Genomic DNA, 14,079 nt, shown 5'->3' on the forward strand with positions numbered 1-14,079 from the left:
GATAAAAAACAGGCTAATCTAATGATAAATAATGATTTTATTTTAACTCCGGTGGTTTGTCATATAACTGTAATATTTCATACATTTTTCTGTCATTAAACTGTCCTATTTTCCCTCCTGCACCATACTTAATCTGATGAAAACAATTTATACACTTGGTACTTGAGTTGCAGCGTTGTTAGCTTGGTTCATTACTCAGCCCATCCTGCAATACCAGGTTCTTTGGTATAGAGTTAATTCTAATATCCCATTAGGAGGGATTATGAAACTGATGCGTACCACCGTAGCCAGCATTGTGGCAGCGACTTTATCTATGACCACTGTGTCCGCGTTCGCTGCTGCAAGCCTGACAGGTGCAGGTGCGACATTCCCCGCGCCGGTGTATGCCAAGTGGGCAGATTCTTATCAGAAAGAAACAGGTAACAAAGTTAACTATCAAGGGATCGGCTCTTCAGGTGGCGTAAAACAAATCATTGCCAATACTGTTGATTTCGGTGCTTCTGATGCGCCATTAGCAGACGATAAGCTGGCGGCTGAAGGTTTGTTCCAATTCCCAACTGTGATTGGTGGTGTGGTGCTGGCCGTTAATATCCCTGGCATCAAATCTGGTGAACTGACTTTAGACGGTAAAACACTGGGTGATATTTATCTGGGTAATGTGAAGAAGTGGAATGACCCGGCGATTGTGAAGCTGAATCCGGGCGTTAAATTGCCAGATCAAAATATTGCAGTGGTGCGCCGTGCTGATGGTTCTGGCACTTCATTCGTATTCACCAGCTATCTGGCTAAAGTGAATGCGCAGTGGAAAGAGAAAGTGGGTGCAGGCTCAACGGTTAACTGGCCGACCGGTTTAGGTGGTAAAGGTAACGACGGTATTGCGGCATTTGTTCAGCGCTTGCCAGGTGCCATTGGTTATGTGGAATACGCTTATGCCAAACAAAATAACCTGGCTTACACCAAACTGGTTTCAGCCGATGGCAAACCAGTCAGCCCAACAGAGCAAAGCTTTAGCGCTGCGGCCAAAGGTGTAGACTGGAGCAAAACGTTTGCTCAAGACTTAACCAATCAGAAAGGTGATGATGTTTGGCCAATTACCTCTACTACTTTCATTTTGGTGCACAAAGAGCAGAAAAATGCGGCTAAAGGCACTGAAGTACTGAAGTTCTTTGATTGGGCATACAAAAACGGTGCTGAACAAGCTAATGCGCTGGATTACGCCACATTACCAAAAGAAGTGGTTGAACAGGTTCGTGCAGCTTGGAAAACCAATGTTAAAGACAGCAACGGTAAGCCAATCTTCTGATTGAAGTTAGTTTTGCCTGTAATAATTTATTTATAAGATATTGATTTAATATACCCAAAGTAATTGAAGTTGCAGGTAGGCGGCAAGTGAACGAACCCCGATGAGCTGACTCAGGTCAGTGATTCGGGTGAGCGATCATAACCAACAACCCTGCGGCTTCAAGTACGAAGGGAATTAACACCCGGATGAGAAGAGAGTCTATGGCTGATTATAAGCCGACTACCAAAGCACCGAGCAAATACGGTGACATCATTTTCAGCGCGCTGGTTAAACTGGCTGCGCTGATTACGCTATTTCTGCTGGGCGGCATTATCATTTCATTGATTGTTGCTTCTTGGCCAAGTATTCAAAAATTTGGTTGGGCTTTCCTGTGGACCAAAGAATGGGATGCCCCGGCTGAGCAGTTTGGTGCCTTAGTGCCGATTTATGGCACAGTTGTCACCTCTGTTATCGCCTTACTTATTGCCGTCCCGGTCAGTTTTGGGATTGCCTTGTTCCTGACTGAGCTGGCCCCTAACTGGCTAAAACGCCCACTGGGTGTGGCTATCGAACTATTAGCGGCTATCCCTAGTATTGTTTACGGGATGTGGGGTTTGTTTGTTTTCGCTCCCTTATTTGCCCGCTATTTCCAAGAACCCGTCGGCAACGTGATGTCTGGCATCCCGATTGTGGGTGTGTTGTTCTCAGGCCCGGCATTCGGTATTGGTATTCTGGCCGCAGGTGTCATCCTGGCCATCATGATTATTCCTTACATTGCAGCGGTTATGCGCGATGTGTTTGAGCAAACCCCGGTGATGATGAAAGAGTCAGCCTATGGTATTGGCTGTACCACCTGGGAAGTTATCTGGCGCATTGTGCTGCCTTACACCAAAAACGGTGTGATTGGCGGTGTGATGCTAGGCCTGGGGCGCGCTTTGGGTGAAACCATGGCAGTGACCTTTATTATCGGTAACACCTACCAACTCGACAGTTTCTCACTCTTCATGCCAGGGAACAGTATCACCTCTGCGTTAGCGAATGAGTTTGCTGAAGCGGAATCCGGTTTACATACTGCCGCGCTGATGGAGTTGGGCCTGATATTGTTCGTGATTACCTTTATCGTGCTGGCGTTATCTAAGTTAATGATTTTGCGTCTGGCTAAGAAAGAGGGGCGCTAAGATGGCGACAATGGATATGCAAAGTGATGCGACGCTACTGGAAACCCGCCGTAAAAAGCAGGCCTGGCGTCGCCAAAAGAACCGTATAGCCTTACTGCTTTCAATGGCTACCATGGCGTTTGGTTTGTTTTGGTTGGTGTGGATTTTGTTCTCCACCGTGACCAAAGGAATTGACGGCATGTCTTTGGCGCTGTTTACCGAGATGACTCCACCACCCAATACCGCGGGTGGTGGTTTGGCTAACGCCATTGCCGGCAGTGGTTTATTGATTTTATGGGCCACCGTCATTGGCACCCCTCTGGGTATCATGGCCGGGATTTACCTGGCTGAATATGGTCGTAAATCCTGGTTGGCGGAAATTACCCGCTTTATAAATGATATTTTGCTATCAGCACCTTCCATCGTGGTCGGTCTGTTTGTCTACACCATCGTGGTTGCCAAGATGGAGCACTTCTCCGGTTGGGCTGGGGTGATTGCATTGGCGCTGTTACAAGTGCCGATTGTTATCCGTACTACTGAGAACATGCTCAAGTTGGTACCAGATAGCCTGCGTGAAGCTGCCTATGCCCTGGGAACACCGAAATGGCGCATGATATCGGCTATTACGCTGAAAGCGTCTATCTCCGGTATTTTGACAGGTATCTTGCTCGCGGTAGCACGTATTGCCGGTGAAACAGCACCCTTGCTGTTCACATCGCTCTCCAACCAGTTCTGGAGCACTGATCTGAGCCAGCCTATCGCTAACTTGCCGGTTACTATCTTTAAATTTGCCATGAGCCCATTTGCCGAATGGCAACAACTGGCTTGGGCAGGGGTACTGCTAATTACCCTGTGTGTATTGTTACTGAATATTCTGGCTCGGGTTATTTTCGCGAAGAAAAAGTATTAATCGGCTGCGTAAGTATCAGCATTGAGTAATGAAAATACCGAATCGCCAATAAATTTCAAAATGCGGCTACGGCGGCATTGGCTAAAAGAGAGAAGTCTTGATGAGTATGGCTACTGACATCAATAACAGCAAAATCCAGGTTCGCGATCTGAACTTCTACTATGGCAAATTCCATGCGCTGAAGAATATCTCGCTGGATATTGCTAAGAACCAGGTCACAGCATTCATCGGGCCATCAGGTTGTGGTAAATCTACTCTGCTGCGTACATTCAATAAAATGTATCAGTTGTATCCTGATCAACGTGCTGAAGGCGATATTTTATTGGATGGTCAGAATATCCTGACTGACAAACAAGATATTGCGTTGTTGCGGGCTAAAGTTGGCATGGTTTTCCAAAAACCGACCCCATTCCCGATGTCGATTTACGATAACATCGCCTTTGGTGTGAAACTGTTCGAAAACTTGTCCCGTGCCGATATGGATGAACGGGTGCAATGGGCGCTGACCAAAGCGGCATTATGGAATGAAACCAAAGATAAATTACACCAGAGTGGTTATAGCTTGTCAGGCGGGCAGCAGCAGCGTTTGTGTATTGCCCGTGGTATTGCTATCCGCCCTGATGTATTGCTGTTGGATGAGCCTTGCTCAGCGCTGGACCCTATATCCACTGGTAGAATTGAAGAGTTGATCAGTGAATTGAAGTCCGATTACACGGTAGTTATTGTGACGCATAACATGCAGCAAGCTGCCCGTTGCTCAGACCACACTGCATTTATGTATCTGGGCGAGCTAATCGAATTCAGTGATACCGATACCCTGTTTACTGCGCCACAGCAAAAACAGACGGAAGATTATATTACTGGTCGCTATGGCTGATCGGCCTATCCCCGTCATACTTCAAGCTGCATGTGCGTTGGCTGCTTTCGTTCACCCCAGTCACTTACTTGAGTAAGCTCCTGGGGATTCGCTCAATTGCCGCCTTCCTGCAACTCGAATTATTTAGGGTATACATCAATTTCGCCTACTTACACGTACGGGAAGTATTATGGATAACTTGAATCTGAATAAACATATTTCCGGCCAGTTCAATGCAGAACTTGAACATATCCGCACCCAAGTATTGACTATGGGTGGACTGGTGGAACAACAATTATCTGACGCGATCACCGCAATGCATAATCAGGACGGTGAACTGGCGAAGCAAGTAATTGCAGGCGATAGAAAGGTCAATATGATGGAAGTGGCGATTGATGAAGCCTGTGTGCGCATCATTGCCAAACGTCAACCTACGGCCAGTGATTTACGCTTGGTGATGGCGATTATTAAAACTATCTCTGAGCTGGAGCGCATCGGTGACGTAGCAGATAAAATCTGCCGTACCGCGCTGGAAAAATTCTCTCATCAGCATCAGCCTTTGTTGGTTAGTCTGGAGTCTTTGGGCCGCCATACGGTGCAAATGTTGCATGATGTGCTGGATGCTTTCGCACGTATGGATTTGGACGAGGCTATTCGGATCTATCGCGAAGATAAAAAGGTTGATCAGGAATATGAGGGCATCGTGCGGCAATTGATGACTTATATGATGGAAGATCCGCGAACTATCCCAAGTGTACTGACTGCCCTGTTTTGCGCTCGCTCTATTGAACGTATTGGCGACCGCTGTCAGAATATTTGTGAGTTTATCTTCTATTTCGTCAAAGGGCAGGATTTCCGCCACCTTGGTGGCGATGATTTAGAGAAACTGCTTTCCAGTAAGACTGAAAAATAACGATTTCCCCAATCATCCTGGCGAATTAGGCAGGTTGGGGATTGTTTTTTGTATTTGCCCTCCTTTTTTGAACAATATAAAGTAATTCTATATTGTTTCATGTTTGTTTATATTCTAAATCCTAATTGATTGACATAATAAAATAGCATTGTGCTTCTCTGTTTTTATATATTACTGATAATTTTGTTATTGGTGGGAAATATATTTTCCTTTTGACGGAAGGTGTATTTCCCATGTCGGAATTGTTTTAGGTGATATTTAAATTTCAGCTTAACATGATTATTTTGGTATGTTTTTACGCGGGAGCGGGATAAGTGAATATGGGCCTGTATACACACAAAAATGTAACGCTTAGCCTATTTTGGGTGCTATGGATAGCATGTTTAGTGAGCTATATAGTCTACAATTTATTTTTTTATCTACTGCTTGCTCCTACTCTATTCCTTATCTTTATCTTGATAAAAATTATGTTTAAAAAGAAAACTAACAGTAATAATGAGGTGTTTCCTGTGACGAATATTCCCCATAAGGCCCATTCACCATTAACTGATTTGTCACCAGATACAACTAAAACAAATACCGTTATCGCCGCAGGTACGCAATTAACAGGTGATGTTAGGCTTGATGGCGACATTCAAATTTATGGTGTAGTGGTTGGCGATATTATCGTTAGTGATGGCACCATAAGGCTGATGCGCAGTGGCAAGATTGAGGGGAATTTAACCGCACCACACATTACGGTGGATGGACGGATTGAAGGGATCTGTGTTTCTGATCATCTGGAAATTCTGGAAAATGGTCGTTTAAACGGCATTGTGAAAGGCAGTAATTTCTCAATCAAGAAAGGTGGCGTCTTTATCGGCCAGTCTGAGATAACAGAGGAATCTGACAGCCAAAGTAAGGGTAAAGTAAAACCTGCTGTAATAGTGCCTCAGGAAAAGGCTAATACAGAAGAAGTCCGATCTGATGCTAGTTCCAGTAGCAAATAATTCTGCCAGTTCACTTTTTTCTAATACATGCTAATAACACGATTGAGCCAAATTTTAGGGCTACGATCGTGTTACTTGCTCACTTTTTTGGATGTTTTTTCATCGATTGTTTTTTTATTTGCTGAATACACAGCATTTTTCAACCTACAACTTCAGAAACAGGCTTTGGGACGCACGCTAAGGCTCCCTATTTTCCTCATTTTCCTTTGCCACCGATCCCACTTTCTTTGCCAATATAATCAGACTAATTGACTGAGATTAATTAGTTATAAATATATCGTTTTATATTATTTCCTGACCTAACGCCGAATTGATAGCTTATCCACATCGCAACATCTCAATCACCTTAGGAGCTTTCAATGAAGCAATCTCTGTCCACAAAAAAAAGCGCACTGGCATTAACGCTGTTAGCTGGTCTGGCGACGCTGTCTGGCGCAGCCCACGCTGATAAACTGGATGATATCAAGCAAGCGGGTGTGGTGCGGATTGCTGTTTTTGATAGTAACCCTCCATTTGGTTATATCGATCCACAGACTAAAAAGCTGGTGGGATATGACGTGGACGTGGCGAATGCTATCGCGAAAGATCTCGGTGTAAAAGTAGAACTACGCGCCACTAACCCGGCCAACCGTATTCCATTACTGACATCGAAGAAAGTTGATCTGATTGCGGCAAACTTCACTATTACTGATGAGCGCGCTAAGGAAGTTAACTTCAGCCTGCCCTATTTCGCTACGGGTCAGAAATTTATCGCGCATAAAGGGGTGCTAAAGACACCTGAAGATATCGGCAAATTACGTATTGGTGCGGATAAAGGTACGGTTCAGGAAATTACCCTGCGGGAGCATTATCCAACCGCAAAAGTGATTTCTTACGATGATACACCGCTGGCATTTACTGCTTTGCGTAATGGTAACGTTCAAGCTATCACCCAGGATGATGCGAAACTTGTCGGTCTGCTCGGTAACTTACCGGCGGCACAAAAAGCTGATTTTGAGATCTCACCGTTCAGTATTACCAAAGAGTACCAAGGGGTTGGTATTCCTAAGGGTGAAGAGCGCTTAACGGCAAGTATTAACGAAACACTGGTGAAATTGGAAAAAGATGGCGAAGCGGCGAAGATTTATGATCGTTGGTTTGGCCCAGCAACCAATGCAGCCCAGCCGCGCGGTGAGTTTAAGTTTGCGCCACTGGATCAGCAACCTAAAGCCTAATAAATCCTTCGTCCTTGAAGTGAGAACATTAAAGCCCTGCATTGTCACGATGTGGGGCTGCTTGCATTGTAATCCGTTAGTGATTAACACCATGGGGGATAGGTAAGATGGATTTTACAGCACAGCTAATAATAGCTATTGAGATGCTTTTAGCGCGATATGGGTATCAAGACCTATGAATCTACATCATCTCACTGATTGGTTGTTGGCCCCGCAATATCTTAACTGGCTGTGGCAGGGGTTTCTGCTTACGTTGTGGATTTCTGCCTGCACGGTGGTTGCTGCCACGTTATTAGGCTTTTTGCTCGCTGCCGCCAGAGATAGCGAACTCAAAGCGCTGCGGTGGTTTGCTGTTGGCTACAGCACGCTATTTCGCAATACGCCGTTGCTGATCCAACTGTTCTTTTGGTATTTTGCTGCCAGTCAGTTTCTGCCTGCTTCCTGGGTTCCATGGCTCAATACACCCCATGAAATCACCTTTATCGGACTCACGTTAAGTTGGCCTTCTTTTGAATTTTTAGCCGGGTTTATCGGGCTAACCCTCTATTCCACGGCGTTTATTGCTGAAGAATTACGTTCTGGGATCAGCGGTGTCGCTAAAGGGCAAAAATACGCGGCACATGCGCTGGGGTTAACGGGCTGGCAATCGATGCGCCATGTGGTGTTGCCGCAGGCGTTGAAAATTGCCATGCCGCCATTGCTGGGCCAGTACATGAATATTATTAAAAACTCCTCTTTAGCGATGGCTATCGGGGTGGCTGAGCTTTCCTATGCTTCTCGTCAGGTTGAAACCGAAACATTGCGGACATTTCAAGCCTTTGGTGTGGCAACAGTATTGTATATCGCCATTATCGCGTTGATTGAAGCCTGGGGCATGTGGCGTCAACAGCGAACCACCATCAGGGGGCATTGAGATGGATTTTACAATTATTGCTGATAACTGGACTTATCTACTGTGGGGTACTTTCCCCGATGGCCCTCTGGGTGGGGCGGCATTAACCCTGCTGATCAGTATCATGGCTGGAGTGGCCTCCGCAATCTTAGGGACCGTGCTGGGGGTATTGCTGGCAATGTCTCGTGGTGTTTGGGCGGGCGTATTGGCGGCTTTTTTGGGCTTTTTCCGCGCCATCCCGGTGATAATGCTGATTTTTTGGACCTACTTCCTGCTGCCAATTGTATTTGGTGTGGATATCCCCGAAATCACCACGGTGGTGTGTGCACTGGCATTGATTGCTTCCGCCTATCTGGCGCACGCAGTAAAAGCGGGGATTGTGGCGATTGGTGCAGGGCAGTGGCAGGCTGGGCTGTCGCTAGGTTTTAACCGCTGGCAGGTTTTATGGTTTGTGGTCTTGCCGCAAGCATTGCGCATGATGGTGCCATCATTTATCAATCAATGGATTTCATTGATTAAGGACACATCGCTGGCTTATATAGTTGGGGTGAATGAACTGACTTTTCTGGCAACTCAGGTCAATAACCGCAGCATGGTTTATCCCATGGAAGTGTTTCTATTTGTCGCGTTGGTCTACTTCGTTTTATGCCTGGCTTTGGATTTATTGGCAAATGGCCTCAACCGCCGTTTTAGCCCACAGCATGCGATTAAGAAACAAAGTGCCATTAAACGTTCATGGCGCTGGTTGAGTCATAAACCAGCGCCGTCGGCACACTAATGATGAGTAATCTGCCAGCCTCTTTCGCGCCACAAGTCAGGCAGTTGCTGAATATCATCAAACATGGTGACTAGCGGGTGGTGTATCGGCTGGTTGTGTGGATCGGCGCAGTAGTAAAATACCGGTATCCCTGCGGCAATCCCAGCGTGGGTGCCGGCCGCGGAGTCCTCCACCAAAATGCAGTGCTCGGCGGCCACCTGCATCTCTTTTGCCGCGTGATAAATCAGCGCGGGATCAGGCTTCCAACGCTGAATGTCGTAACCGCTATAGAGGCGTGTATCAAAGAAAGACAGCAGGCCAGTCAGGCCAAGGGAGTGCTGCATTTTGCTCACTGGCCCGTTGGAGACCACGCAGACGGGCAGGGTGATTTGCTCCAATAGCGCTTTTACCCCAGCAATAGGCTGTAATTCGGCATCAAACAGGCGTGCAACCTCAGCGCGGTAGAGTTTTTCCAGCGTTGCTATTGATTCATCCAGACCGTTTTCTTTACTCACCAGCGCGACTATTTCATTCAGTTTTACCCCTTTAAAACGCTTAATCACCTCTTCCAGCGACAGGTGGATACCGTAATGGGCAAACATCACGACGTATGCACGACAACACAGGACTTCACTGTCAACCAAGGTGCCATCGCAATCGAACATGACGCATTCAATGTTATTCACTCTACTTATCCTTAAATTGTGCAGATCTACGTTCACTTCACTTTAATCATCCTGAGTAAGAATGCGATGTTTATTGACCCTACTAGCAGAAAAACTAATGACAAGTTAATAAAATACAACGGGTTGAATAATACGTAGTCATAATGAAGGCGTTGTTGCGCAACAGTGAAGATAAAAAATAGCCAAAAAAGAGTGTGATCCCGCTCTAAACAATAGTTTTTTGTTATAGGATATCCCCCGACTATCACTCCCTTCTGTGGAACTCTTCGAATGAGTAAACCAAACCTTGATACTGAGCAGGGGCTGCTCGAACGTGTATTTAAACTGAAACAGCACGGTACCACGGCACGTACTGAGCTGATTGCCGGTATCACTACCTTTTTGACCATGGTCTATATCGTGTTCGTAAACCCACAGATTTTAGGGGTTGCGGGTATGGATGTGCGGGCTGTTTTCGTGACAACCTGCCTGATTGCCGCCTTTGGTAGCATCTTTATGGGCTTATTGGCTAACTTACCGGTAGCACTGGCTCCGGCGATGGGGCTTAACGCTTTCTTCGCTTTTGTGGTGGTTGGCGCGATGGGTATTTCATGGCAAGTCGGCATGGGTGCTATTTTCTGGGGCGCAATCGGTTTCCTTTTGCTGACCATTTTCCGCATCCGGTATTGGATGATTGCTAACATCCCACTGAGCCTACGGGTGGGGATTACCAGTGGTATTGGCCTGTTTATTGCCATGATGGGGCTGAAAAATGCCGGTATCGTGGTGGCAAACCCGGATACCTTAGTCGCGGTAGGTAATTTGACTTCTCACAGTGTGCTGTTAGGTGCGCTGGGCTTCTTTATTATTGCGGTTCTGGCCTCTCGCAATATTCATGCTGCGGTGCTGGTGTCGATTGTGGTCACCACGCTGATTGGCTGGGCGCTGGGTGATGTACATTACTCTGGCATTTTCTCCATGCCGCCAAGTGTGACTTCTGTGGTCGGGCAGGTGGATTTAGCCGGAGCGCTGAATATAAGTATGGCGGGGATCATTTTCTCCTTCATGCTGGTTAACCTGTTCGATTCATCCGGCACATTAATCGGCGTCACGGATAAAGCGGGCTTAACCGACCATAAAGGCAAGTTCCCGCGCATGAAGCAAGCGCTGTACGTGGATAGCATCAGCTCGGTAGCCGGTGCTTTTATCGGTACCTCATCGGTGACCGCGTATATTGAAAGCTCCTCAGGGGTGTCTGTCGGGGGTCGTACTGGTTTAACGGCCGTTGTGGTTGGTATCTTGTTCCTGCTGGTGATGTTTGTGTCACCCCTGGCCGGTATGGTGCCTGCTTATGCCGCTGCCGGTGCGTTGATTTATGTTGGCGTGCTGATGACATCTAGCCTGTCACGGGTGAAGTGGGATGATTTGACTGAAGCCGTTCCTGCGTTTGTTACCGCGGTGATGATGCCGTTTAGTTTCTCTATCACTGAAGGGATCGCGCTGGGCTTTATCTCTTATTGCCTGATGAAGCTGGGTACGGGTCGTTGGCGTGAAATCAGCCCATGCGTAGTGGTTGTTGCGCTGCTGTTTGTGCTGAAAATTGCCTTTGTTGATCACTGATAGCCGATCATAAAAACGCCCCCCTTTCGACACCGAGGGTGGGGGCGTTGTCGTTATAATCTTATGCTTTTAACTGAGCGCTGATTTGCTCCAGTGCCTTTGTCGCACATTGTGCGTCCAAATGCCCACCGGGTGCTCCGGCAACACCCACTGCACCGACCACCTCGTCCCCTGCTTTCACTGGTACGCCACCCCCTAACAGCAAGAACCCTGGAATGTCTTTCAGGTTATTGGCCGCAGGTGTCTTTTGGCTGTTTTCCATCACTTGCCCGCTTGGGGTTTTAGTCGATAGTGCCGTAAAGGCTTTTTGCTCGCTGGCTTTAACGGTGTGCGGGCCGGCATTATCAGCACGTAACACGGTTTTGATGATGCCCGCGCGATCAACGACGGTTACCGCCACGTTGTAACCATCCGCCTGGCAAACAGCGAGGGTGCGGCTGGCCAAATCGGTGGCCAGCGCCTGAGAGATATTACGTTCAGTGTTCAGACCCGCAGCAGAGGCTTGAGCTATCAGGCCAATGAATAAGGCGGAGGTCAGGGCAATAGGCTTGATCATATAAAATCCTTATTGTTAGCGAAGTGATTTAATCACTGTGCCGCTATGTTACGGCGATAAGTGGTGAAAAAACATTCGGCTAACTACCCGTTTTACTCCGTACTTCTACCTATACTCGTCATACTTCAAGCCGCATGTGCGTTGGCTGCATTCGTTCACCCCAGTCACTTACTTGAGTAAGCTCCAGGGGATTCGCTCAATTGCCGCCTTCCTGCAACTCGAATTATTTAGAGTATATTGGCAGCCTACCTGTAACGCCAATTGCCTTGGGGATTATTGGGAGGATAAGTGATAGTGATGAATAAGTGATGCCAGTGAGTTGACCTCCAGCTTGGAGAATATATTCGCGCGGTGCGCTTCAACGGTTCGCGGTGAAAGTGACAACATATGGGCGATTTGCTTGCTGGTTTCCCCTTGGATAATCAACGCGGCGACTTCCCGCTCGCGGGGTGAGAGTTGGCTAAGTAACTGTTGATAGCTCACTTGCTGCTTTTTCACTGCCAGCGCTTGCTCATGTTGCTCCAGTGCCATGCCGACCGCCTCGATCAGTACATCGGCGTCGATAGGTTTGGTCAAAAACTCCAGCGCTCCACCTTTAAATGCCCGGCGGCACAATTCAATATTACCGTGTCCAGTCATTATGATGACCGGAAGAGTGCTATCACGGCATTGAATGGCTTCTAATACTGCCATCCCACTCTTACCCGGCATTCTGATATCCAGCAGTACGCAACTTGGCTGGGTTATTGCCAATGTATCGAGGAAATACTGGCCGTCACTGAATGCTTTTACTTCCCAGCCCAGGGTGGCGAGTAATGCGGTTAGCGCGGCGCGAACACCGTCATCGTCATCAATCAGATAAATGTGTTTTGTCATGCGTATTCTCGCCAATCAGGGGAAAGGTTAGGATAAAACAAGCCCCGCCATGTTCACTGTTTGCGGCTTTTATGTCACCTCCCATTCGCTGTACCAATGTCTCACTCAGGGTTAGCCCTAATCCCAGGCCACTCTCGCGAGTGGTATAAAAAGGTGTGAACAGGTGGTCTAACTGCTGGTGGCTTAACCCCGGCCCATTATCTTCTATCTGAATTAGCCATTGCTGTGGTTGCAGGCGGGTAGTGAAATAAATTAACGGGGTCGCAGTATGTTGTACGGCATGGATAGCATTACTGAGTAAATTATGCAGAATTTGCTCCAGCCATAAAGGATCGGCCGAGAGTGGCGGTAAATTCGCTGGAATACTATTCACAACCGTTACTTTGCTGGCGGCTATCTCATTACTTAATAAAGCATTCACGCGTAACCAGATATCCGCTACCACCACCGGTTGTAAATTCACCTGCCCACGGCTGAGTAATGTGCGTAGCCGCTCCAGTAGCGCCGAAATCCGTTTGATTTGCTCAACCGACGCCCGTAGCAGTGGGGTGATTTTGTCGTCCTGTGCGGGTAATAACCGCAGAGCGGTTTGGTTATACGTCAGGGTGGCAGTGAGTGGCTGGTTCAACTCATGGGCAATACCTGTGGCAATTTCCCCCATGGCATTGAGTCTGGCTTGATCAGCAAATTTAGCCCGTTGTTCGGCGCGATTGCGGTATTGCGCCAACTGCTGCCAACGGTGCCAACCATAGAGGGTAGCTCCCCATATGAGTGAAAGCAGGAGGGCAGTTAACCAAGGCAGGTCACGCCAAAGAGGAGTTGCATAGCCAGTTAACGCAAAGGATTGAGCGCCCTCTCCCAATGGTTTTTGCCATTGCCAAAAGCTGTCTGGATTTGGCTTGCCCAGCACAGCTAACGGATGTTGCTGATAGCGTAATGTCACGCTGTCGAAATTTTCCGGTAAACCCACTACCTGCAACAGTTTTAACCCATTAATCTGCAAGCCACTGCCATTGTATGAGTTCGATAGCTGATAATCACCGCCGTGAACTTGCAGCGTTAACTGGCCTGCTTTTGATTTGTCGGCTTTAGTTTGGCTAATTGCGACTAATTGCGGGAAATGGCGCTGTAGTTGCGACAGTTGGTTCGGTTCAAGAGTCAGAAACAAAATAGCCTGTTGCTGGGCCAATTGCTGGCTCAATTCACGGTGGGTAATACGAAATTCGGCCTCACGCTCAGCTTGCTGCTCATTTAAGCCATACCAACCCAGCCAGAGAGTGGATATCAGGGTCAGGATAAGCCAGACAGTGATTTTAACGGCCATTTAGCAGCATCCAACATGTGTGGGTCAAGAGAGTAACCCCCAATCACCAGCGGCCAGTGGGGGTTTGA

General features: G+C 47.4%; 14 protein-coding genes. 10 read left to right on the top strand and 4 right to left on the bottom strand.

All coding sequences use genetic code 11. The annotated features are described in order from the left end of the window. The first annotated feature begins 262 nt into the window (after positions 1-262). The 9 genes from pstS to Q2T71_RS18980 all read left to right on the top strand — a co-directional run bounded on the left by pstS (position 263) and on the right by Q2T71_RS18980 (position 8,991). Positions 263-1,303, top strand: a complete 1,041-nt coding sequence (gene pstS, locus Q2T71_RS18940; protein WP_083161568.1) for a phosphate ABC transporter substrate-binding protein PstS — start codon at positions 263-265, stop codon at positions 1,301-1,303. Positions 1,304-1,503: 200 nt separating this feature from the next. Then, entirely contained in the window at positions 1,504-2,460 is a 957-nt protein-coding gene (gene pstC / locus Q2T71_RS18945) for a phosphate ABC transporter permease PstC (protein ID WP_005186724.1), read from the top strand. A gap of 1 nt (position 2,461) precedes the next feature. Next, on the top strand, positions 2,462-3,349 hold the full coding sequence (pstA, locus tag Q2T71_RS18950; protein WP_005186725.1) for a phosphate ABC transporter permease PstA: 888 nt from the start codon (positions 2,462-2,464) through the stop codon (positions 3,347-3,349). A gap of 100 nt (positions 3,350-3,449) precedes the next feature. Further along, positions 3,450-4,226 (top strand): phosphate ABC transporter ATP-binding protein PstB, encoded by a 777-nt coding sequence (pstB, locus tag Q2T71_RS18955; protein ID WP_004713904.1) that lies wholly within the window; start codon positions 3,450-3,452, stop codon positions 4,224-4,226. 169 nt (positions 4,227-4,395) lie between these two features. Further along, a complete protein-coding gene (gene phoU / locus Q2T71_RS18960; protein WP_049612252.1) occupies positions 4,396-5,118 on the top strand; it encodes a phosphate signaling complex protein PhoU in 723 nt (240 codons plus the stop codon). Positions 5,119-5,438: 320 nt separating this feature from the next. Continuing rightward, positions 5,439-6,107 (top strand): polymer-forming cytoskeletal protein, encoded by a 669-nt coding sequence (locus tag Q2T71_RS18965; protein WP_372560677.1) that lies wholly within the window; start codon positions 5,439-5,441, stop codon positions 6,105-6,107. Between the two features lie 359 nt (positions 6,108-6,466). After that, entirely contained in the window at positions 6,467-7,321 is an 855-nt protein-coding gene (locus tag Q2T71_RS18970; RefSeq protein ID WP_083161564.1) for an ABC transporter substrate-binding protein, read from the top strand. 175 nt (positions 7,322-7,496) lie between these two features. Further along, on the top strand, positions 7,497-8,234 hold the full coding sequence (locus tag Q2T71_RS18975) for an amino acid ABC transporter permease (protein ID WP_372560187.1): 738 nt from the start codon (positions 7,497-7,499) through the stop codon (positions 8,232-8,234). 1 nt (position 8,235) lies between these two features. Then, complete coding sequence (locus Q2T71_RS18980) at positions 8,236-8,991, top strand: amino acid ABC transporter permease (protein WP_372560188.1); 756 nt, start codon at positions 8,236-8,238, stop codon at positions 8,989-8,991. Here the strand turns inward: Q2T71_RS18980 and yieH are convergent. Further along, entirely contained in the window at positions 8,988-9,656 is a 669-nt protein-coding gene (gene yieH / locus Q2T71_RS18985; RefSeq protein WP_372560189.1) for a 6-phosphogluconate phosphatase, read from the bottom strand. The two genes, Q2T71_RS18980 and yieH, sit on opposite strands and share 4 nt — an antisense overlap. A gap of 270 nt (positions 9,657-9,926) precedes the next feature. Here yieH and Q2T71_RS18990 point away from each other — a divergent pair, with 270 nt between their 5' ends. Continuing rightward, positions 9,927-11,255 carry an NCS2 family permease gene (locus Q2T71_RS18990; protein ID WP_005186735.1) on the top strand — a complete coding sequence of 443 codons (1,329 nt, stop codon included), beginning with the start codon at positions 9,927-9,929 and terminating at the stop codon, positions 11,253-11,255. Between the two features lie 61 nt (positions 11,256-11,316). On the opposite strand, the gene Q2T71_RS18995 is transcribed toward Q2T71_RS18990, so the two are convergent. The 3 genes from Q2T71_RS18995 to Q2T71_RS19005 all read right to left on the bottom strand — a co-directional run bounded on the left by Q2T71_RS18995 (position 11,317) and on the right by Q2T71_RS19005 (position 14,011). Then, positions 11,317-11,811, bottom strand: coding sequence for a heme-binding protein (locus Q2T71_RS18995; protein WP_005186737.1), 495 nt, complete (start codon positions 11,809-11,811; stop codon positions 11,317-11,319). 273 nt (positions 11,812-12,084) lie between these two features. Then, positions 12,085-12,687: a response regulator transcription factor gene (locus Q2T71_RS19000; RefSeq protein WP_372560190.1), complete on the bottom strand. Its 603-nt coding sequence runs from the start codon at positions 12,685-12,687 to the stop codon at positions 12,085-12,087. Continuing rightward, on the bottom strand, positions 12,662-14,011 hold the full coding sequence (locus Q2T71_RS19005; protein WP_372560191.1) for a sensor histidine kinase: 1,350 nt from the start codon (positions 14,009-14,011) through the stop codon (positions 12,662-12,664). Before Q2T71_RS19005 ends, Q2T71_RS19000 begins: the two co-directional genes overlap by 26 nt. Positions 14,012-14,079: the final 68 nt, after the last annotated feature.

This window comes from Yersinia sp. 1652 StPb PI (assembly GCF_041538345.1).
GTDB lineage: Bacteria > Pseudomonadota > Gammaproteobacteria > Enterobacterales > Enterobacteriaceae > Yersinia > Yersinia enterocolitica_E.

Coding starts and splice junctions, on each gene's coding strand:
- pstS (WP_083161568.1), top strand. CDS start 263: ATGAAACTGATGCGTACCACCGTAGCCAGCATTGTGGCAGCGACTTTA.
- pstC (WP_005186724.1), top strand. CDS start 1,504: ATGGCTGATTATAAGCCGACTACCAAAGCACCGAGCAAATACGGTGAC.
- pstA (WP_005186725.1), top strand. CDS start 2,462: ATGGCGACAATGGATATGCAAAGTGATGCGACGCTACTGGAAACCCGC.
- pstB (WP_004713904.1), top strand. CDS start 3,450: ATGAGTATGGCTACTGACATCAATAACAGCAAAATCCAGGTTCGCGAT.
- phoU (WP_049612252.1), top strand. CDS start 4,396: ATGGATAACTTGAATCTGAATAAACATATTTCCGGCCAGTTCAATGCA.
- Q2T71_RS18965 (WP_372560677.1), top strand. CDS start 5,439: ATGGGCCTGTATACACACAAAAATGTAACGCTTAGCCTATTTTGGGTG.
- Q2T71_RS18970 (WP_083161564.1), top strand. CDS start 6,467: ATGAAGCAATCTCTGTCCACAAAAAAAAGCGCACTGGCATTAACGCTG.
- Q2T71_RS18975 (WP_372560187.1), top strand. CDS start 7,497: ATGAATCTACATCATCTCACTGATTGGTTGTTGGCCCCGCAATATCTT.
- Q2T71_RS18980 (WP_372560188.1), top strand. CDS start 8,236: ATGGATTTTACAATTATTGCTGATAACTGGACTTATCTACTGTGGGGT.
- Q2T71_RS18990 (WP_005186735.1), top strand. CDS start 9,927: ATGAGTAAACCAAACCTTGATACTGAGCAGGGGCTGCTCGAACGTGTA.
- Q2T71_RS18995 (WP_005186737.1), bottom strand. CDS start 11,811: ATGATCAAGCCTATTGCCCTGACCTCCGCCTTATTCATTGGCCTGATA.
- Q2T71_RS19000 (WP_372560190.1), bottom strand. CDS start 12,687: ATGACAAAACACATTTATCTGATTGATGACGATGACGGTGTTCGCGCC.
- Q2T71_RS19005 (WP_372560191.1), bottom strand. CDS start 14,011: ATGGCCGTTAAAATCACTGTCTGGCTTATCCTGACCCTGATATCCACT.